The organism is Kitasatospora sp. NPDC004799, assembly GCF_040609095.1.
Lineage (GTDB): Bacteria > Actinomycetota > Actinomycetes > Streptomycetales > Streptomycetaceae > Kitasatospora.
In genome coordinates this window covers 1-19,491 of sequence record NZ_JBEXJK010000040.1, presented here as the reverse complement: position 1 = coordinate 19,491, position 19,491 = coordinate 1, and the positions used below count along the sequence as shown (strand labels likewise).

Genomic DNA, 19,491 nt, shown 5'->3' with positions numbered 1-19,491 from the left:
CCTCGGCTGCCGCCACGGCGACTCCTCAGGCCCCGGCACCGTCCTCCGCGGCCGCCACGCCGACCCAGGCCGCGGCCGACACCACGAAGGACGACGGCTCCTCCGCCACCCCGATCGTCATCGGCGTCGTCGCGGTCCTGGCCGTCGCGGCCGGCGGTGCCTGGTGGTGGCGCCGCCGGAACACCACCGGCGCCTGCGGCGGGGGCCTCGGGGGCGGGCAGGGCGCGGCGGTCGAGCTTGCCGTTGGCGGTCAGCGGGAGGCGGTCGAGCGGCACCACAGCGGAGGGCACCATGTGGGCGGGCAGTTCGGCGGCGGCGTGGGCGCGCAGCGCCTCGGGTTCGGCGCCGCCGACCACGTACCCGACCAGCCGCTTGTCCCCCGGCACGTCCTCGCGGACCACCACCGCGGCGTCGGCGACGGCCGGGTGGGCGGCCAGCACGGCCTCGATCTCGCCGAGTTCGATCCGGAAGCCGCGCAGCTTGACCTGCTGGTCGGCCCGGCCGAAGTACTCCAGCACGCCGTCGGCGCGGCGCCGGGCGAGGTCCCCCGAACGGTACATCCGGGTGCCGCGCTCGCCGAACAGCTCGGCGTACGGGTCGGCGACGAAGCGGGTGGCGGTCAGCTCGGGGCGGCCGAGGTAGCCGCGGGCCAGGCCCGCCCCGGCCACGTACATCTCGCCGGTGACGCCGGGCGGGACGGGCTGGAGGTGCTGGTCGAGGACGTAGACCCGCAGGTCGGGGATGTTCACGCCGATGGTGCTGCTGCTCCCGGCCGCGGCGCTCGCCCGGTCCAGGGCGATGTACGAGACGTGCACGGTGGTCTCGGTGATGCCATACATGTTGACCAGGGTGGGCGCGTCCTCGGCGTGCCGGTCGTACCAGTCGTCCAGCCGGCCGAGTTCGAGCGCCTCGCCGCCGAACACCACGTAGCGCAGGGCGAGTTCGCTGCCGGGGCGGTCCCGGTCGGCGGCGCTGAGCTGGTAGAAGGCGGACGGCGTCTGGTTGAGCACGGTGACCCGCTCGCGGGCGAGCAGCTCCAGGAAGGCCGCCGGGTCGCGGCTGACCAGGTGCGGGACGACGACCAGTCGGCCGCCGTGCAGCAGGGCGCCCCACAGCTCCCAGACCGAGAAGTCGAAGGCGTAGGAGTGGAACAGCGTCCAGACGTCCTCGGCGCCGAAGCCGAACCAGTGGTCGGTGGCGCCGAACAGCCGGACCACGTTGCGGTGGGTGACCGGCACGCCCTTGGGGCGGCCGGTGGAGCCCGAGGTGTAGATGACGTACGCGATGTCCTCGGCGCCCAGCGGGCGGGTGCGCTCGTGCTGCTCCAGCGGGGCGGCGGGGAAGGCGGCGGACTCCGGTCCGTCGACCAGGATTTCGCGCACCTCGTGGGCGGGCAGCCGGGGCGCGGTGGCGCGGTCGGTGAGCAGGGCGGCGGGGGCGGCGTCGGCCAGCATGTAGGCGAGGCGGTCGGCCGGGTAGTCGGGGTCGAGCGGCAGGTACGCGGCGCCGGACTTGGCCACCGCCAGCAGGGCGACGACGAGTTCGAGCGAGCGCGGCAGGGCGAGCGCGACGATGGTTCCGGGGCCGATGCCCTCGGCGGCCAGCAACCGGGCCAACCGGTCGGCGCGGGCGGCGAGTTCGGTGTAGTCGAGCTGCTCGTCCCGGTAACTGACCGCGACGGCCTTCGGGTTGGCGGCGGCGGCCGCCTCGAAGAGCTCGGGCAGAGTCGCGCTCGACGCGGAGGTGACGGGGTCCCCGTTCCACTCGACCAGGGCGCGCAGCCGCTCCTCCTCGCCGATCAGCGGCAGCCGGCGGATCGGGGTGTCGGGGGCACTAGCGGCGGCGGTGAGCAGCCTGGTCAGGCGCTCCCCGAGGGCGGCCGCGGTGGCGGCGTCGAAGAGGTCGGTGCGGTACTCCAGGAAGCCGCCGATGCCGCCGTCGGCCAGCTCCCCGGCGTTGAGGGTGAGGTCGAACTTGGCGGTGCCGCTGGGGATCGCGGCGATCTCGGCGGTGAGGCCGCCGCCCAGGGCGATCCGCTCGTCCGGGCGGCTCTGCCAGGCGAGCATCACCTGGAACAGCGGGTGGCGGGCGAGCGAGCGGGCCGGGTTGAGCTCCTCCACCAGGCGGTCGAAGGGCAGTTCGCCGTGCTCGTGCGCGGCGAGCACGGTGCCCCGGACCCGGGCCAGCAGCTCGCGGAAGGTGGGGTCGCCGGAGGTGTCGGTGCGCAGCACCACCGAGTTGACGAAGTAGCCGACCAGCGCGGCGGTCCGCTCGTCCTCGCGGCCGGCCAGCGGGGTGCCGACCGGGATGTCGGTGCCGGCGCCGTGCCGGGTGAGCAGGGCGGCGAGCCCGGCTTGGACGGCCATGAAGACGGTGCTGTCGGCGGCCCGGGCGAGCCCGGCCAGGGCGGCGTGCGCCTCGGCGCCGAGCGCGAAGGGCACGGTGGCGCCCCGGTGGCCCGCGACGGCCGGGCGGGGGCGGTCGAGCGGCAGCTCCAGCTGGTCGGGCAGTCCGGCGAGCGCGGCGCGCCAGTGCTCCACCTGCCGGACGGCGAGCGGGGTGGGTGCGTCGGCGGTGCCGAGCCGCTCGCGCTGCCAAGCCGCGTGGTCGGCGAACTGGACGGTAAGTTCGGGGAGTTCGGGTGCCTTTCCAGCGGTCCTGGCGGTGTAGGCGGCGGCCAGGTCGCGCAGCAGCGGGGTGGTGGAGGCGCCGTCGCTCGCGATGTGGTGGAGCAGCAGGAGCAGGGTGTGCCGCTCGGGGCCCTCGGCGAACAGCGTGGCGCGCAGCGGCGGTTCGGCGGTCAGGTCGAAGGCGTGCCGGACGGCCTCCGCCAATTCGGCGGTGCCGTCGTGCAGTTCCAGGGGCGTCGGAGGCAGGATGCGCTGGTACGGCGTGCCGTCCGGCTCCTCCCCGTAGACGGTGCGCAGGACTTCGTGCCGGGCCACGAGGTCACCGAGGGCGAGGGTGAGGGCGGCCCGGTCGAGCGGACCGGCGAGGGTGAGCGCCAGCGGGATGTTGTAGGTGGGACTGGGGCCTTCGAGGCGGTGCAGGAACCACAGGCCGCGCTGGGCGGGCGAGAGCGGCATCCGTTCGGTGCGCGGGACCGGCACCGGGGCCGAGCGCGGTTCCTCGAGGGCCGTACCCGCGCCGGCCGTTCCACCGAGCAGGGCGGCGAGGCCCGCCGGGGTCGGCTGCCGGAACACGTCGGCGAAGCCGACCGGGGCGCCGAAGGTGTCGCGCAGCCGGGCGGCCAGGCGCCCGGCGAGCAGCGAGTGGCCGCCGAGGTCGAAGAAGGAGGCGTCCCGGCCGGGCGCCTGCGGCAGGCCGAGGACCTCGGCGAACAGGCCGCAGACCAGCTCCTCCTGGGGCGTGGCCGCCGCGGCGCCTGCGGCGGCCACGGCCGGTTCGGGCAGGGCGCGGTGGTCGAGCTTGTCGTGGGCGGTGCGCGGCAGTTCGTCCAGCAGCAGGACGGCCGCCGGGACCATGTGCGCGGGCAGCCGGGCGGCGAGCGCGGCGCGCAGCCCGTCCGGGTCGGGCGTGCTGCCGTGCTCCGGGACGGCGTAGCCGAGCAGGCGCTTGCCCTGCGGACCGGGCCGGGCGATCACCACCGCCTGGGCGACGCCGGGGAGTTCGGCGAGGACGGCGGCGATCTCCCCGGGCTCGATCCGGAAGCCGCGGATCTTCACCTGGTCGTCGGCGCGGCCGAGGAACTCCAGGGTGCCGTCCGGGCGCCGCCGGGCGAGGTCGCCGGTGCGGTACATCCGGCTGCCGGGCGGGCCGAACGGGTCGGCGAGGAAGCGCTCGGCTGTGAGGTCGGGGCGGCCGAGGTAGCCGCGGGCCAGGCAGGCGCCGGCCACGTACAGCTCGCCGGTGACGCCGTCGGGCGCGGGGCGCAGCGAGCCGTCCAGGACGTAGGCGCGGGAGCCGCGCACCACCCGGCCGCGCGGCGCGCCGTCCGGGCCCGGGGTCCAGGCGTAGGCGTCGACGGTGGTCTCGGTCGGGCCGTAGAGGTCGACCGGGTGCAGGCCGGGGACGGCGGTCAGGCGCTGCCAGAGCGCGGGCGGGGTGGCCTCGCCGCCGACCACGAGGACCGACGGGCGGTGCCGTCCCTCGTCCAGGATGCCTTCGGCGAGCAGGACTTCGAGGTAGGAGGGGGTGAGGTCGAGGTAGTCGATGCGCTCGCGGTCGAGGTGGGCGGCGAGCGCGGCCGGGTCGCGGTAGGTGGCGTCGTCCAGCAGGTGGAGCTCGTGGCCGTGGACCATCCAGAGCACCGGGTCCCAGGAGGCGTCGAAGGCGAAGGAGGCGCTGTGGGCGACGCGCAGCCGGTCCCGGCCGGTGCGGCGCACGGCGGGGGCGATGTGGTCCTCGCCGAGGCCGGCGTGCAGGTTGGCCAGCGAGGCGTGGGTGACGACCACGCCCTTGGGGCGGCCGGTGGAGCCTGAGGTGTGCAGCACGTAGGCGGGCTGGTGCAGGTGCGGCGCGGGCAGAGAGGCTGCGCCCTCGCGACCGGTCCCGCCGGCGTCCGGCCGGACGGTGGGCAGACCGGCGGGCAGGTCGAGCCCGGCGAGGGACTCCGCGGTGCCGATCGCGCAGACCGGGCGCGCGTCGGCCAGGACGGCGGCCAGGCGCTGGGCGGGGTGGGCGAGGTCGAGGGAGACGCAGGCGCCGCCCGCCTTGAGGACGGCGAGCATCGCGACCAGGGTGTCGGTGCCGCGCGGCAGGGCGATCGCGACCGGCGCGCCGCTCCGGACGCCGAGGGCGGCCAGCCGGCGGGCCAGCCGGTCGGCTACAGCGTCGAGCTGCCGGTAGGTCAGCGCACTCGCGCCGGAGCGGACGGCGACGGCGTCCGGGGTGCGGGCGGCCTGGGCGGCGAACAGCTCGGGCACGGTCCGCCCGACCGGGGGCTCGGTACGGCCCTCGGTGGCGCGGCGCAGGGCGTCCGGGCCGAGCAGGTCGATCCGGGCGATCGGCGCCCGCGGGTCGGTGAGCAGCAGGTCGGCGAGGGCGTCGAGGTAGCGCAGCAGGCCGTCGCGGTGGGCGGCGAGGGAGGCGGCGCCGTAGCGGGCCGGGGCGGCGTCGATGACCAGGCGCAGCGCGCCGTCCGGGCCGGGCGAGACGTTCAGGGCGAGGTCGTCGACCGGGCCGGCGGCGAGGTTGCGGACGGTGCCGGGCAGGCCGGCCAGGTCGAGGTCGCTCTCGAAGGCCTTGATGTTGACCATCGGGCCGAACAGGGCGCGGCGGTCGCCGGTGCGGGCGAGGTCCCGGCGCAGGTCCTCCAGCGGGTAGCGCTGGTGGCGGCGGACGGCGCGCAGCTCCCGGACCACGGCGCGCAGCAGGGCCTCGGCGCTGTCGGCGGGGCGGACGGCGAGGCGCAGCGGGAGCACGTTGGCGGCGGCGACGGGGGTGCGCAGGGCGGCCGGGCCGCGGCGGTTGGCGAGCGGCAGGCCGAGGACGACGTCCTGGGTGCCGGTCAGGCGGTGCAGGTAACCGGCCGCGGCGGCGAGGAGCAGCTCGGCCCAGGTGGCGCGGACGGTGCCGGCGGCGCGCTCCAGGCGGTCGCGGGTGCCGGCGGGCAGGTCGGCGGTGAGGCGGATCGACTCGCCGGAGGCGGCTTCGGTGACACCGGTGGGCTCGGTGACGCCGGTGGGCTCGGGGGTGTCGGCGCCGGGCAGGTCCGGGAGGGTGGCCGGGGTGTCGGCGTCGGCCATCCGGGCGGACCAGTGGGCGCGGTCGGCCTCGTACTCCGGGCTCTCGCGGTACGCGGCCTCCTCGGCGGCGGCCTCGGCGAGGGCGGCGAAGGGGTTCGGGGCGGGTTCGGCGCCGGCGGTGAGGGCGGTGTAGAGGGCGGCGACCCGGTCGCCGAGGAGGGTCAACGCGTAGGCGTCGACGGCGAGGTGGTGGATGCGGCGGTACCAGATCCGGCGGTCCCCGGTGAGCCGGATGAGCGCGTGGGTGAACAGCGGGCCCTCGGCGAGGTCGGCCGGACGGGCGAGGTCGGCGCGCATCCAGGCCTCGGCCTCGGCGACCGGGTCGGCGGCGGCGCGCAGGTCGAGGCGGCGCAGCGGCCAGCCGCGGCCGGGGCGCAGCTGCTGGCGGGGCGTGCCGTCGGGGCCGGTGACGACGACGGCGCCGAGCGCCTGCGCCTCGTCCACCGCCTGCCGCAGCGCCTGCTCGAACCGGTCCTCGTCGAGCGGGCCGGTGATCTCGACGGCGTCGCCGGTGTTGTAGACCGGGCTCGCGGGGTCGAGGGCCTGGGCGTACCAGATGGCGGCCTGGGCGGCGAGCAGCGGGACTTCAGCGCTCCGACGGTCGGCGATCGGGCTGTCGGCGATCTGGGTTTCGACGGCAGGCATGGGGTGGAGAGCTCCTCGGGGATCCGGAACGCCTTACTTAGGTTAGCCTAATCTAACTTCATAGGATCTGGTCAACGGCCCCGCAAGGCCGGGCCCCTGACATCCCGGAGGCGCCACCCATGCCCCTGACCGAGTCGCCGATCGCTCCGCCCGCCGAGGCCAAGCAGGCCGTGCGCGAGCGCGTCCACGCCCACCGGGCCGACCTGCTCGCGCTCAGCCGCCGCATCCACACCCACCCCGAGACCGCCTTCGAGGAGCACCGCGCGGCCGCCTGGTGCGCCGAACTGCTGCGCGAACACGGCTACTCGGTCACCGCGCCCGCCCACGGGCTGGCCACCGCGTTCGACGCGCGCCTCGGCAGCGGGCCGGTCACCGTCGCGCTGGTCTGCGAGTACGACGCGCTGCCCGGGCTCGGCCACGCCTGCGGGCACAACCTGATCGCCGCCGCCGGGATCGGCGCGGCGCTCGGGCTCGCCCCGCACGTGGACCGGCTCGGGCTCACCGTACGGGTGATCGGCGCACCGGCCGAGGAGCGCGGGGCGGGCAAGGCGCTGCTGCTGGAGGCCGGGGCGTTCGACGGGGTGGACGCGGCGATGATGGTCCACCCTTGCCCCGTCGAGGTCGCCGACTTCCGCTCCTTCGCGCTCGGCACGCTGTCCGTCCGCTACACCGGGCGCGCCGCCCACCCGAGCCTCGACCCGCACCGGGGGCGCAACGCCGCCGACGCGCTCACCGTCGCCCAGGTCGCGATCGGGCTGCTGCGCCAGCAACTCCCGCCGCAGTGGCGGGTGCACGGCATCACCACGGCGGCCGGGACGGCGCCGAACCTGATCCCGGACAGCGCGAGCGCCGAGTACGAGATCCGGGCCTCGGTGGCCGAGGACCTCGCCGAACTGCGCACCCGGGTCGAGGACTGCTTCCGCGCCGGGGCGCTCGCCACCGGCTGCGAGGTGGAGCTGACCCGGCCCGAACCGGACTACCTGGACATGCGCTCCGACCCCCGCCTGCTGGCGCTGTGGCGGGCCAACGCGGCGGCCCTCGGCCGGCCGGAGCCGGTGGAGAGCGGGCCCTTCGCCTGTACGGACATGGGGAACGTGTCGCACGCGGTGCCGTCCATCCATCCGGTGCTGGACATCACGGGCGGGGCCTGCGCCCCGCACGAGGCGGCGTTCGCCGAGGCGGCGCTGGGCGCGGCGGCGGAGCGGGCGGTGCTGGACGGCGCGGTGGCGATGGCGTGGACGGCGGCGGACCTGGCGGCGGGGGCGCGCTGACCGGCGGGCGAACAACTGACAACTTTCAGCGAACAGATGTTGAAATCTGTCATCTGACATCTGTTCGCTGAAGGCTGTCATCCCCCGAGCAGCGCCCCCGGCGCCATCCGCACCGCCGTCACGCCCAGCTCCCGCACCAGCGCCCCGAGCTCGCCCTCCAGGCGCGGGTCGGCGAGCACCACCGCGGCGCCCGTCCGCAGCGGCCACAGGTACTCCCAGAGCGGCAGGCCCAGGTGCAGCACCCGGTCGCCCGGCCCGAGCGGGTGCTCCGCCTGGAGCTCGCGCACCCGGCGGTCCGCCTCCCCGTGGGTGAGCCGGACGGCGGTCGGGCGCCCGCCCGGGCCGTACCCGACGCAGAGCAGGTGGTGCGGGGTGAGCGCCCGGGGCGGGTCGGTGGGCAGCTCACCGTCCGTCTCCAGCCCGGCCAGCGCACCCGGCACCCCCTCCCCCAGCACGCAGACCGGCGTGTTCTCCGCGAGCAGGCGCTCCCGCCGCCCGGGTGCGTCCGCCGGGTCCAGCGGCAGGTACGCCGCGCCCGACTTGGCCACCGCCAGCAGCGCCGTCAGCAGCTCCGCCGGGTCCCGGAGACCCGCCAGCCCGACCACCGCGCCCGGACGGGCGCCACGGGCGGCCAGGGCGCGCGCCAGCCGGTTGGCCGAGGCGTTCAACTCCCGGTAGCCGACGGTTTCCCCGCCCGCGAGCACCAGCGCCGGCGCGTCCGGCGTCCGGGCCGCCTGCGCCTCGACCGGGCCCACCGCGGTGGTCGCCGGATAGCGCACCGCCCGGCGCGGCAGCGGAGGCAGCTCCGGCGCCGGGGACAGCCCGGGCGCCGAGGGCAGCGCGGTCAGCCCGGCCGGCGCTGAAGGCGCCGCCGGCGGCTCCGCTCCGCGCACCGCGTCCCGGACCGCCCCGCCCGCCCCGGCCGCCATCACGCCGCGCCCAGCAGTTCGGCCCAGGCCTCGATCGCCGGGCGCTCCGCGAGCTGGACGAACGCCACCTCGGCGCCCGCCTCCTGCCAGCGCGCGGCGAGGGCCATCAGCCGGATCGAGTCCAGCCCCCAGTCGACCAGGTTCTCGTCCAGCGGGATCTCCGCCGGGTCCTCGCCGAGCAGGTCGGCGACCTCGGCCCGGATCCGCTCCACCGTGAAGCCCGTACCCGTCACTTGCCGCCCACCCCTTCGAATTCCACGATCTCCGCAACAGCCGCGACACCCGCGGCATCCGCACCGCCCGTAGAGCCCGCAACGCCCGCAGCGCCCGAGGCGCCCGAGCCCAGCGCGCCGAGCACGGCCTCCGCCGTGTCGACCACCCCGCAGCGCCCAGCCACCCAGGCCAGCGCGCCGCGGTGCTCCTCCGGCCCGAAGTCGGCGACCGCGTCGGCCACCACGAAGGCCTGGACGTCCCGCATCCAGGCGTCGCAGGCGGTGGCCTGCACCCCGATGTGCGCGTACACGCCGGTGATCACCAGCTGGTCCCGCCCCTGCTCGCGCAGCAGCCGCTCCAACTCGGTGCGCACGAAGGCGCTGTACTTCCACTTGGTGAGCACGGTGTCGCCCGGCGCCGGGGCGACGGCCTCGGCGACGGCGGTGGCCCGCGGGTCGTCCGGGATGCCCGGGCCCCAGAAGTCCTGCTGCAGCCCGCGCTCGGCCGGGCTCTGCCCGCCGAGCTGTGCCGAGTACACGACGGGGACGCCCGCGGCGCGCGCCGCGTCGGCCAACGCCGCGACGTTGCCCAGGAGTTCGGGCACCGGCGCGGCCTCCGCGTCGAAGGCGTCCAGGAAGTGGTTCTGCAGGTCGTGCACCAGCAGGACGGCGCGCGCCGGGTCCACCGTCCAGGAGACCCGGTTGGCGGGCAGCTCCTCGGCGGTGGGCATGGGATAGCGGGGAATGCGGGGCAGGCCCACGGTGGTGTTTCCTTAACTCGATGGCGTGGCAGGGGGATCAGCGGGCGGTCAGCGAGGCCGCGATCGCGGCGCGCAGGTCCTTCTTGCTGACCTTCCCGATCCCGGTGGCGGGGAAGGCGGCGACGAACTCGACCCGGTCCGGCACCTTGTACTCGGCGAGCCCGCGCTGTCGCACGAACCGCTTCAACTCGACGCCCTTCGGCGGCTGTTCGCGGTGCTCGGCGCGCAGCACCACATAGGCGCAGGTGCGCTCGCCCAGGTACGGGTCGGGCATCGACACCACCGCCGCGTCGTGCACCGCGGGGTGCGCGAGCAGGTGGTTCTCGATCTCCTCGGCGGCGACCTTCTCGCCGCCCCGGTTGATTTGGTCCTTGGCCCGCCCCTCGACCACCAGGTGGCCGGTCGGGGTGCGCCGGACCAGGTCACCGGTGCGGTAGAACCCGTCCGCGGTGAAGGAGTCGGCGTTGTGCTCGGGCGCGTTCCAGTAGCCGCGGATGGTGTACGGGCCGCGGGTGAGCAGGTGGCCGGTGGCGCCGTCGGGCAGGTCCCGGTCCTGGTCGTCCACCACCCGGACCTCGTCGTCCGGCGAGATCGGCCGGCCCTGGGTGGTGGTGATCAGCTCCTCCGGGTCGTCCAGCCGGGTGTAGTTGACCAGTCCCTCGGCCATCCCGAACACCTGCTGCAGCGTGCAGCCCAGCACCGGGCGCACCCTGCGGGCCGCCTCCTCGCTGAACTTGGCGCCGCCGACCAGCAGCACCTCCAGGCTCTCGTACCCGCGTGCGCCGCGCTCGGCGGCGTCCAGCCAGAGCAGGGCGAGCGGCGGCACCAGCCCGGTGATGGTCACGCCCTCGCGCTCGATCAGCGGGAAGGCCGTCTCCGGGGCGGGCTGCGGGCAGAGCACCACCCGGCCGCCGGCGTACAGCGTGCCGAGCGAACCCGGCGAGCTGAGCGGGAAGTTGTGGGCGGCGGGCAGCACGCACAGGTAGACGCTGTCCGCGTCCTGCCCGCACAGCTCGACCGAGCCGCGCAGCGAGTAGATGTAGTCGTCGTGGGTGCGCGGGATCAGCTTCGGCACGCCGGTGCTGCCGCCGGAGAGCTGGAGGAAGGCGACGTCCCCGGGCTCGGGCTCCCCGCCGAAGGCCTCCGGGCCGGGCCCGTCGCAGGGCACGTCCGCGAGCCGGACGTGCTCCCCCGGGTCCTCGCCGGCCACCAGCACCAGGCCCAGCGCGGGGTTCTCCGCCCGTACGCGGGTGGCGAGTTCGCGGTAGTCGTAGCTGCCCTCGACGGCGGGCACCACGTAGGCGGCCGCCCCGGTGAAGGAGCAGAAGTACCCGATCTCGGCGTACCGGTGGGCGGGCAGCGCGAAGACCGGCAGCGCGCCGATCCGGAACAGCGCGAAGACGACCTCGAAGAACTCGGCGGCGTTGGGCAGTTGGACCACCACCCGGTCTCCGGCCCGGATGCCCCGGGCGAGCAGCCCGGCGGCCATCCGGTCGGCCCGGCGGTCGAGTTCGGCGTACGTCCAGCGCCGCTCGGCGGTCGCCACCGAGTGGCCGCCCGGGTCGACGACGGCGGTCCGGCCGCCGTGCGCGGCGGCGCGTTCGCGCAGCATCCGCCCGAAGGTCTCGCCGCGCCAGTACCCGGCGGCCCGGTAGCGCTCGGCGAACTCGGCGGGGTACGGGGTGAACCCGGCGAGGACGGTCTCCAGCGGCGTCACCGGGCCACCCCCGCGGCGTCCAGGAAGGTGCGGAACTTGGCACTGGTCTCGGCGAGTTCGGCCTCCGGCCGGGACTGCTCGACCACGCCGGCGCCGGCGTACACCCGCAGCGTCCGCTCCTGCGCCTCGGCGCAGCGGATGGTGACCACCCACTCGCCGTCGCCGGTCGCGTCCTCCCAGCCGACCATGCCGGTGTAGAGGCCGCGGTCGAAGGGCTCGACCTCGTCGATCACCCGGCGCGCGACGTCCGTCGGCGTGCCGCAGACCGCCGGGGTGGGGTGCAGCGCACAGGCCAGTTCCAGGGCGGAGACCGCGGGGTCGGCCAGCTCGCCGCGGATCGTGGTGGCCAGGTGCCACATCGCGGCCGTCCGTACCAGGGTGGGCCGTTCGGGAACCTCCAGGGTGCGGCAGTACGGCGCCAGCGCCGCGCGCATGGCGTCCACCACGACGGCGTGCTCGTGCAGGTCCTTGGGCGACTCCAGCAGCGCGGCGGCGCGCCGCACGTCCTCGCCGAGGTCCTCGCTGCGCGGCACCGAGCCGGCCAGCGGGTTGGCCAGCACGGCCGTTCCCCGCCGGGAGAGCAGGAGTTCGGGGCTGGCGCCGATCAGGGTGCGGCCGCCGCCGGACGGGACGGCGAAGGTGTAGCCGCCCGGGTCGCGACGGGCCAGCCGCTGCAGGATGGCGGGCAGGTCCAGCGGCTCGGCGGCGCTCAGCTCCAGCGTCCGGGCCAGCACGACCTTGCTCAACTCCCCGCCGCGCAGCCGCTCGACGGCCGCCGCGACGCCCGCTCCGTACGTCTCCGGCGCGGGCACCTGGTCGATCCGCCAGTCGGTCCGCTCGGCCGGCGGCGCGGGCAGGGCGATCAGCGGGTCGTCGCACAGCGGCCCGGCGGTGCGGACCCGGGCGGGGACGGCGAGTTCGACCCGGCTGTCCCGGTCGAACGCCACCGCGCCGACCACCAGCGGCAGTTCGACCCCCGCCCGGGCGGCCTCGGCCAGCGTCCCGGCGACCCGCTCCGGCAGCGGCCGCCCGTCCTGCGGCACCCTGGCGTGCACGCCGGAGCCGAGCAGGGTGCGAGTCGGCGAGGCGAAGAACGCCTCGTCGGAGCCGGCCCGGTACTGGCCGAGCAGTCCGCTGGCCGCACCGATGACGGCGTGGTCCGGGCCCTCGGCGAGGGCGGTCGCCGGGGCGTCGGGCCCGGCGGGTATCGGCCCGGCAGGGGCGTGGTGCACCGTGGTCACGGCGGTTTCTCCAGTCTGGGACGGTTCTTCGGGAGGACGAGCGGGGGTGCTGGTGCTGACGGGAGCGGCGCGGAGCACCGCCGGGACCGCTCAGGCGCGCAGGGTCGCGCCGCCGTCGACGTACAGGTCGTGCATGGTGATGTGCCGCGCCCGGTCGGAGGCCAGGAACACCACCGCCTCCGCGACGTCGGCGGGCGCGGCGATCCGCCCGAGCGGGATGCCGACCCGCCAGGCACCCAAGTCGCCCTCGATCACCCGGCGTTCGGCCGCCTCGGCGTCCTCGCCCCACAGCGCGCGCTGCATCTCGGTGTCGGTCGAGCCGGGCGACACCACGTTGCACCGCACCCCGGACCGGGCGAGCTCCAGCCCCAGGCAGCGGGTGAACATGGTGGCCGCCGCCTTGGACGCCGCGTAGGCGGCCATCCCGGCCCGCGGCACCCCGGCGGCGTTGGACCCGACGGTGACGATCGCCCCGTGTCCGCGTTCCGCCATCCGCCGGCCGACGGCGCGGCCGGTGTGGAAGACGCCGGTGCTGTTGACGGCGAAGGTGTCCGCCCAGTCCTGGTCGGTGAGTTCGACGACCGGGGCGGTGCGCAGGATGCCCGCGACGTTCACCAGCGTGCCGATCGGTCCGACCTGGCGCTCGATCAACTCCACCGTGCTGTCCACAGCCTGGACGTCGGACACGTCCAGCAGGTACGGACGCACGGACGGCAGCTCGGCCACCAGGGCGTCGAGCCCGCCGGGGTTCCGGTCCACCGCCGCGACGACGGCGCCTTCGGCCACCAGCGCCCGCACCACGGCCGCGCCGATGCCCTGCCCGGCCCCGGTGACCATCGCGACGGCACCGGAAAATTCGGACTGTTGCACGGGACATCCCCTCCGACCAGCAAGATTAGGCAAGCCTAACCTAACACAGCTGTTCGCCTACGCCGAGAGTCTGTGCGAACGTCAACTCGTCCCGGAGGCCGCGCGACGCGCCTCCCGCACCCGAAACGCCCCCGGACACGACGAAGCCGCCCACCCCCGAACGGGGCGGGCGGCCTCGGTACCGTCCTCGGCAGCTCGTCGGCATCACCCGGGTACGGCGTAGCGGCCCGGTGCCGGCGGGGAGTTGTGTTCGCGGCGGTCGACCGGCCGCAGCCGGGCGGGCGCGTTAACGCGCCGTGGTCGCGGCCGTCGAAGGCTTCGCGGGCGCCGTCGGCGCCTTGGTGGGAGCGGCGGGAGCGGTGGGAGAGGTGGGAGCGGCGGGGGTGGTGGACACGGCCGCGCCGGGGGCGGGCGGGGCCGGGGCGAGGCCGGTGCAGCCGCGCAGGCCGTCGCGGCGCTTGAGGGCGGCCTCGGCGGTGACGCCGGTGACCGGCTGGGGGATGCCCTTGTCGTCGATGGTGGCCGGGGCGAAGGCCTCGCCGGTCACCTTGCCGTCCGCGGTGAGGGTGAGGGTGGTGACGCCGGTCTCGTTGGAGTTGGCGTAGTTGGAGGTGCCGTACCAGAGGAAGTTGCCGAAGCCGTACCCGATGTAGGTGTTGCCGAGCATGCCCGAGCCGACCATGGTGTGCGCGTGGGTGCCGACCACGGCGGTGGCGCCGGCCGCGGCGAGCTTCTTGGCGATCGTGGTCTGCGGGCCGGTCGGGCAGGCCTTGCCCTCGTCGCCCCAGTGCAGGTAGACCAGCACCACCGGGGCCTGCTGCTTCGCCGTCTCCACCGCCTTGACCAGCGCCGGGACGTCCAGCGCCGAGGCGATGCCGGGCTTGGCGGCGCCGGCCCGCCACTTCTGGTTGGTGAGGTCCTCGACCTGGCTGGCGGCGACCACCGCGACCTTCACCCCGCGCACGGTGGTGACGTACGGGGCGTACGCCTCCTTGGCGTTGCGCCCGAAGCCGACCACCGGGATCGGCGAGGAGTCCTTGGCGGCGAGGGTGTCGGCGAGGCCGTCGGCACCGAAGTCCACGGCGTGGTTGTTGGCCATCGAGACGACGTCGACGCCCGAGTCCTTGAGCACCGACAGCGCCTTGGGCGAAGTGCGGAAGGTGTACGTCTTCGGCTCCGGGGCGCCGCGCCCGGTGATCGCGGTCTCCAGGTTGAGGACGGACAGGTCGGCCTCGGCGAGGGTGCGGGAGATCGGGCCGAGCGCCGGCTCGGGCGGCTGGACGGCCAGCCGGGCCTCGGTGCGGCCCTCGAAGTGGACGTCCCCGGCGAAGGCGACGGTGATGGTGCCGTCGGGCCGGGGCGGGGCGCCGCCGCCCGGGGCCGTACCGGAGGGCGAGCCGTCCGGCGCCGCGGACGTGCTCGGCGGGACGGGGGCGGCGGAGGCGGGAGCCGGGGCCGGCGACGGGTCGTCCGGCCCGCAGGCCGCGACGGCGGTCAGTCCGACGAACAGCGCGACGGCGGCCGCGGCACGGCGCATGAGTGGATCCCCCCGAGGATGGTGCGAGAACGGTCAGCCTACGCCACCGAATCGCCACCCCTCGGACCCGAGCCCACAACATTCCGGCCACAAAAGGGCGCTGTCGGGCCCCGGCCCGGGAGGCCGACGGCCGCTCCCCTGATGGCACACCTGGCCCAGCCGTCCCAATAGACCCACCCGTCCGGGCCATCCCGTCCCTGGCGCGGAGGCGGCCGGGGCGCGCAGCGTGGTGTACAGGGGGACGAGCCCCGCACCGAAGGCCGGGAGGTGTGACGTGATGGGCAGCAGCCAGCTCTCACCCGCAGACGGCCGGCCCCCGGCCACGGGCGGCCGACCGTCGACCGCGAACGGCAGTCGCTCCTCCCCCACCCGGGAGCGGCGGATCGTGGTCGGGATCGACGGCTCCGAGCCGTCGAAGGCGGCCCTGCGCTGGGCGGTCGGCCAGGCGGTGCTGACCGGGGCGACGGTGCACGCCGTGGCGGCCTGGGAGTACCCGTCGCTGTACGGGTGGTTCGCGCCGATGGTGGACGACGGGTTCGAGCGGACCGCCCGCCGCACGCTGAGCGCCGAGATCAACGAGATCCTGGGCCCGGACCGCCCGGTGGACGTCCGGGAGAGCCTGGTGCTCGGCCACGCCGCCGAGGTGCTGCTGGAGGCGGCCGAGGGGGCCGACCTGCTGGTGCTGGGCAGCCGCGGCCGGGGCACCTTCGCCCGGACGCTGCTCGGCTCGGTGTCCACCCGCTGCGCGGTGCACGGGGCCTGCCCGGTGGTGATCGTCCGCGCCGACGGGACGGCCACCGGACCGCCGCAGGCCGCGGCGGCGGCCGCGGCCGCCGGGGCAGAACAGCAGGTGCCCGGCGCCGTGCGCACCAAGGACTGGCAGCTCAGCCTGCACGTGGTCGAGGACGAGGACACCACCCGGGTGCACGCCGTGCTGGACGCCGACGGCAACGTGCTGCACAGCGACGCGCGCGCCCGCCGCAACCCGCGCGACGCCCCGGCGCCGCAGGTCGGCGACGACTTCGCGGTCGGCCGCGCCCTGGTGGACCTCGGCCACCAGCTGCTGCGCGCCGGTGTCCACGACGCCACCGGGCCCACCGAGGAGTGAGCCCCGCGCGGGGGTGTGCAGGGGCCCCGCGGCGTGGGCTCCGGGTCCTGGCGTGGGCACCGGACGGCCGGGTACGCCATGCTGAATCACCGCTGAAGCGCCGTACCTACTCCCGTGCCCCGACCGGAAGAGCCGCACCCCACCATGGACACCACCCCGGCCCCCGAGACCCCGGCCGCCCCCGGCCGTACTCCGGCCCCCGCTTCCGCTCCCGCCCCGGACCCCGCCCCCGCTCCCGACTTCACCCCCGAGGAGCGCGCGAGGGGCCGCGCGCTGCGCCGCGCCCAGCTGCCCTGGGCGCTGGGCGGGCGGCTGGCGGGCCTGGCGCTGACCCTGCTGCTCGGCCTCACCCCGGCCGGCGCCGCCCTGGTGACCACCGCCGGCAGCTGGTTCGGCGGCTCCCGGACGGCCGGGGTGCTGGCCGGCGCGACGGCGCTGCTGCTGCTCGGCCAGGCGCTGCAACTGCCGTTCGGCGCCGGGGTGCGGACCGTCCGGGCCCGGTACGGGCTGGTGACCCAGGGCTGGGGCGGCTGGGCGCTGGACGCCCTGCGCGGCCTCGCGCTCACCCTCGTCCTCGTGCTCCCGCTCGCCCTCGGCCTGTTCACGCTGACCGCGTGGTCGCCGCAGCGCTGGTGGCTGCCGGCGGCGGGCGCGGCGGCGCTGCTGACCGCCGCGCTCTCCTTCCTCCACCCGCTGCTGATCGAGCCGGTGTTCAACCGCTTCACCCCGATGCCCCCGGGCGAGCTGCGCACGGCGCTGCTCGCGCTGGCCGAGCGGGACGGCGTCCGGGTGCGGGACGTCCTGGTGGCGGACGCCTCCCGCCGCACCACCGCGCTCAACGCGTACGTCTCCGGGTTCGGGGCGACCCGTCGGATCGTCGCGTACGACACGCTGCTGACCACCGCCGAGCCGCGCGAGGTGGAGCTGGTGGTCGCGCACGAACTGGGGCACGTCAAGCACCGGGACGTGCCGGTGGGCACCGCGCTGGGCGCGGTCGGTGCGGCCGTCGCGGTGGCCGTCCTCGGCCTGCTCGCCGCCTGGCGGCCGCTGCTGGACGCCGCCGGGGCGACCGACCCGGCGGACCCGCGGGCACTGCCCCTGCTGGCGGCGCTCGCGGCGCTGCTGGGCGCGCTCTCGGGGCCGTTGCAGTGCGCGGTGAGCCGCCGGATCGAGGCCAGGGCGGACCGGCACGCGCTCGAACTGACCGGGGACGTCGAGCAGTTCGTGGCGATGCAGCGCAGACTGGCGGTGGCGAACGTCTCGGATGTCGACCCGCCTCGGGTGCTTGAGCTACTGTTCGCCACTCACCCGAGTGCGACCGGCCGGATCGCCGCAGCCCGTGCCTGGCAGGCCGCACCGGAGCAGCGGGCGCCGGAGCGGCGCGCGACCCCGGGCAAATCCGTTGTATAGTGCAACAAATATCGAGGGGGTAGGAACGCCGTGCCCGGCCGCCAGTCGTCCATCGAGACCATCCAGCGCGAGCTGACCGCCTTCGCCCGCCGCGCCCGGCACAAGGCCTCCCAGCTGCACCCCGACCTCTCCCTGGTCACGTACAGCATCCTCGACCTGATCACCGAGCGCGGCGGCTGCCGGGCCGCCGACGTGGCCGCGTACTTCATGCTCGACAAGTCCACCGTCAGCCGTCAGGTCACCGCCCTGGAGAAGCTCGGCCTGCTGGCCCGCGAGACCGACCCGGACGACCAGCGCGGCCAGATCCTGCGCGCCACCGAGGCCGGGCTCACCCTGCTGCGGGACGCCAACGAGCAGCGCCGGCTCTCCTTCACCGCGCGCTTCACCGACTGGTCCGACGAGGACGTCGCCCGCTTCGCCGACTACCTGGCCCGCTACGGCCAGGAGGGCTGACCGGACCCCTCCGGCGCGCGGCCCGGGCCCCCCGTGGCCGCCCGGGTGTCCGGGTGTCCGGGTCCGCCCGGGTGTCCGTGGCCGCCCGGCCGGCCGGCCCCGCGCTACGGCCTGTACGGCAGCTGCGGCACGTCGAAGCAGTTCGTGGTCATCGACGGCACCTGGGTGACCCAGCCGCCCTGCCCGCCCCGGGCCGCGTCCTGCCAGCGGGCGGCGTTCAGGCAGGCCCGGGTCGGCCCGGTGGGCGGCGGTCGCGGGACGAACGAGGCCGGCAGGATCAGGCCGTGCGCGTCGTACGGCTCGGCACGGTTCATGAACGCCTCGACGCAGGAGCGGGTCGGCGCGGCGCCGCAGGAGTCCAGCGCGTCGGTCAGCCACTGCGCGCCCGCCCAGCCCTCCAGCTCCCAGGCCGACAGCCGGGCCGCCCGGTCCGGGAAGTAACGGGCCATCGCGGTACGGAAGTCGTGCACCGCCGGGTACCGCTCGTCCTCGTAGTTCAGGCTCGACGAGGTCGCCCACAGCGCGTTGCGGCAGTCCGGCGAGGCGGCGTAGTCGGTGCGCACCGTCTCCGACCAGTTCTGCACGTTGGTGACCTTCGCCGCCACCGTCACCCCGGCCTCGTCCAGCGCCCGGCACAGCGCCGCGTTGCCCCGGGAGTCCATCGCGTCGAACAGCAGCTGCGAGCCGTCGGCGCGCACCGCCGCCGCCACCGCCTGGAAGTTCGGCAGCGCGAAGTCCACCGTCTGGAGCAGCACCCGGTACCCCTCGGCCTCCAGCCCGGCCTTCAGCTGTCCGGCGTAGCGGGTCGAGTCGGCCTGGTTGTAGGCGACCACGGCGGCACTGGTCGCACCCAGGCGCTGCTTGAAGAAACGGAACACCTCGGTGCTCTGGTAGAGCGTCCCGTTCCAGCCGACCGCCCGCCCGTCGCGCGGGGCGGCGCTGCCGTAGATCCCGTACAGGTGCGGCCAGCGGTCGTACTCGGTGCCGATCGGCTGGCCGCCGACGTCCGGCACCGCCCTGCCGCTCACGTACGGGGCGCCCGCGTAGTCGAGGACGCTTCCGCTGACGAAGGCGAACACGTGCGCCTGGTCGATCAGCCGGTGCACGCAGTCCTGGTTGCCGACCCCGCTGCCGCCGTCGTCGCAGGTCACCAGCCGGACGGTGCGCCCGTGCAGGCCGCCGCGGTCGTTGAGGGCCTGGAAGAAGGCCTGGGCGCCGTAGCGCGGACCGCTGAACACCTCGCTGCCGACCGGGCTGGTGAGCGAGGTGACGAGGCCGATCCGGATCTCGGTGGGGGTGACCCCGGTGTCGGAGGCGGGGTTGGCGCTCCCGCTCGCGCCGGTGGTTCCGGTGACCCCGGTGGCGGGCGAGGCGAGGGTGGGGCGAGCGGTGAAGGCCTCGCCGGGCAGCCGGGTGCCGCAGCCGACGAGCAGAGCGAGGGTCAGCAGGAGGGCGGTGCGGGCAGTACGGGCGGTACGGGCAGTGCGGGCGGTACGGGCGTTCCCGGCGATGCGGGAGCGGCTGGGACGGGCCGCCGCCGGGACACGGCCGGGGGGGGCGGGCGGGGGGCCGCGCCGGGGCCCCCGGCCCGCCGGGGCGCGCGGGGGCCGCCGGCGCACCCAAAACGCC

At 76.1% G+C, this 19,491-nt stretch carries 11 protein-coding genes and 2 pseudogenes; 4 read left to right on the top strand and 9 right to left on the bottom strand.

Annotated elements, in window-relative coordinates; genetic code table 11:
- Nucleotides 1-209 precede the first annotated feature (209 nt).
- Nucleotides 210-6,353 (bottom strand): annotated as a pseudogene (locus ABZW03_RS08315) (amino acid adenylation domain-containing protein); the annotation flags it as partial.
- A gap of 119 nt (nucleotides 6,354-6,472) precedes the next feature.
- On the opposite strand from ABZW03_RS08315, the gene ABZW03_RS08310 reads away from it, so the two are divergent.
- Nucleotides 6,473-7,624 (top strand): amidohydrolase, encoded by a 1,152-nt coding sequence (locus ABZW03_RS08310; RefSeq protein ID WP_355253850.1) that lies wholly within the window; start codon nucleotides 6,473-6,475, stop codon nucleotides 7,622-7,624.
- Between the two features lie 77 nt (nucleotides 7,625-7,701).
- Here ABZW03_RS08310 and ABZW03_RS08305 read toward each other — a convergent pair whose 3' ends face one another.
- The 7 genes and pseudogenes from ABZW03_RS08305 to ABZW03_RS08275 all read right to left on the bottom strand — a co-directional run bounded on the left by ABZW03_RS08305 (nucleotide 7,702) and on the right by ABZW03_RS08275 (nucleotide 14,891).
- Nucleotides 7,702-8,553 (bottom strand): AMP-binding protein, encoded by an 852-nt coding sequence (locus tag ABZW03_RS08305; RefSeq protein WP_355253848.1) that lies wholly within the window; start codon nucleotides 8,551-8,553, stop codon nucleotides 7,702-7,704.
- Entirely contained in the window at nucleotides 8,553-8,786 is a 234-nt protein-coding gene (locus tag ABZW03_RS08300; protein ID WP_355253846.1) for a phosphopantetheine-binding protein, read from the bottom strand. The genes ABZW03_RS08305 and ABZW03_RS08300 overlap by 1 nt, the downstream gene beginning before the upstream one ends.
- A gap of 122 nt (nucleotides 8,787-8,908) precedes the next feature.
- Nucleotides 8,909-9,526, bottom strand: a pseudogene (locus ABZW03_RS08295) (isochorismatase family protein); the annotation flags it as partial.
- A 37-nt stretch (nucleotides 9,527-9,563) separates the two neighbouring features.
- Entirely contained in the window at nucleotides 9,564-11,243 is a 1,680-nt protein-coding gene (locus tag ABZW03_RS08290; RefSeq protein ID WP_355253844.1) for a (2,3-dihydroxybenzoyl)adenylate synthase, read from the bottom strand.
- Entirely contained in the window at nucleotides 11,240-12,391 is a 1,152-nt protein-coding gene (gene dhbC, locus ABZW03_RS08285) for an isochorismate synthase DhbC (RefSeq protein ID WP_355253880.1), read from the bottom strand. Before dhbC ends, ABZW03_RS08290 begins: the two co-directional genes overlap by 4 nt.
- A gap of 183 nt (nucleotides 12,392-12,574) precedes the next feature.
- Entirely contained in the window at nucleotides 12,575-13,354 is a 780-nt protein-coding gene (locus ABZW03_RS08280) for a 2,3-dihydro-2,3-dihydroxybenzoate dehydrogenase (RefSeq protein WP_355253842.1), read from the bottom strand.
- Nucleotides 13,355-13,640: 286 nt separating this feature from the next.
- Entirely contained in the window at nucleotides 13,641-14,891 is a 1,251-nt protein-coding gene (locus ABZW03_RS08275; RefSeq protein WP_355253841.1) for a CapA family protein, read from the bottom strand.
- A gap of 277 nt (nucleotides 14,892-15,168) precedes the next feature.
- Here ABZW03_RS08275 and ABZW03_RS08270 point away from each other — a divergent pair, with 277 nt between their 5' ends.
- From ABZW03_RS08270 to ABZW03_RS08260, 3 genes are all read left to right on the top strand, one after another.
- The gene (locus ABZW03_RS08270; RefSeq protein ID WP_355253839.1) at nucleotides 15,169-15,999 is read left to right on the top strand and encodes a universal stress protein; all 831 of its coding nucleotides are present in this window, start codon (nucleotides 15,169-15,171) and stop codon (nucleotides 15,997-15,999) included.
- A 144-nt stretch (nucleotides 16,000-16,143) separates the two neighbouring features.
- A complete protein-coding gene (locus ABZW03_RS08265; RefSeq protein WP_355253837.1) occupies nucleotides 16,144-17,409 on the top strand; it encodes a M48 family metalloprotease in 1,266 nt (421 codons plus the stop codon).
- Nucleotides 17,410-17,439: 30 nt separating this feature from the next.
- A complete protein-coding gene (locus ABZW03_RS08260) occupies nucleotides 17,440-17,862 on the top strand; it encodes a MarR family transcriptional regulator (protein ID WP_049651037.1) in 423 nt (140 codons plus the stop codon).
- 104 nt (nucleotides 17,863-17,966) lie between these two features.
- On the opposite strand, the gene ABZW03_RS08255 is transcribed toward ABZW03_RS08260, so the two are convergent.
- Nucleotides 17,967-19,373, bottom strand: coding sequence for an ABC transporter substrate-binding protein (locus ABZW03_RS08255; protein WP_355253878.1), 1,407 nt, complete (start codon nucleotides 19,371-19,373; stop codon nucleotides 17,967-17,969).
- Nucleotides 19,374-19,491: the final 118 nt, after the last annotated feature.

Coding starts and splice junctions, on each gene's coding strand:
- ABZW03_RS08275 (WP_355253841.1), bottom strand. CDS start 14,891: ATGCGCCGTGCCGCGGCCGCCGTCGCGCTGTTCGTCGGACTGACCGCC.
- ABZW03_RS08305 (WP_355253848.1), bottom strand. CDS start 8,553: ATGGCGGCCGGGGCGGGCGGGGCGGTCCGGGACGCGGTGCGCGGAGCG.
- ABZW03_RS08270 (WP_355253839.1), top strand. CDS start 15,169: ATGGGCAGCAGCCAGCTCTCACCCGCAGACGGCCGGCCCCCGGCCACG.
- ABZW03_RS08310 (WP_355253850.1), top strand. CDS start 6,473: ATGCCCCTGACCGAGTCGCCGATCGCTCCGCCCGCCGAGGCCAAGCAG.
- ABZW03_RS08265 (WP_355253837.1), top strand. CDS start 16,144: ATGGACACCACCCCGGCCCCCGAGACCCCGGCCGCCCCCGGCCGTACT.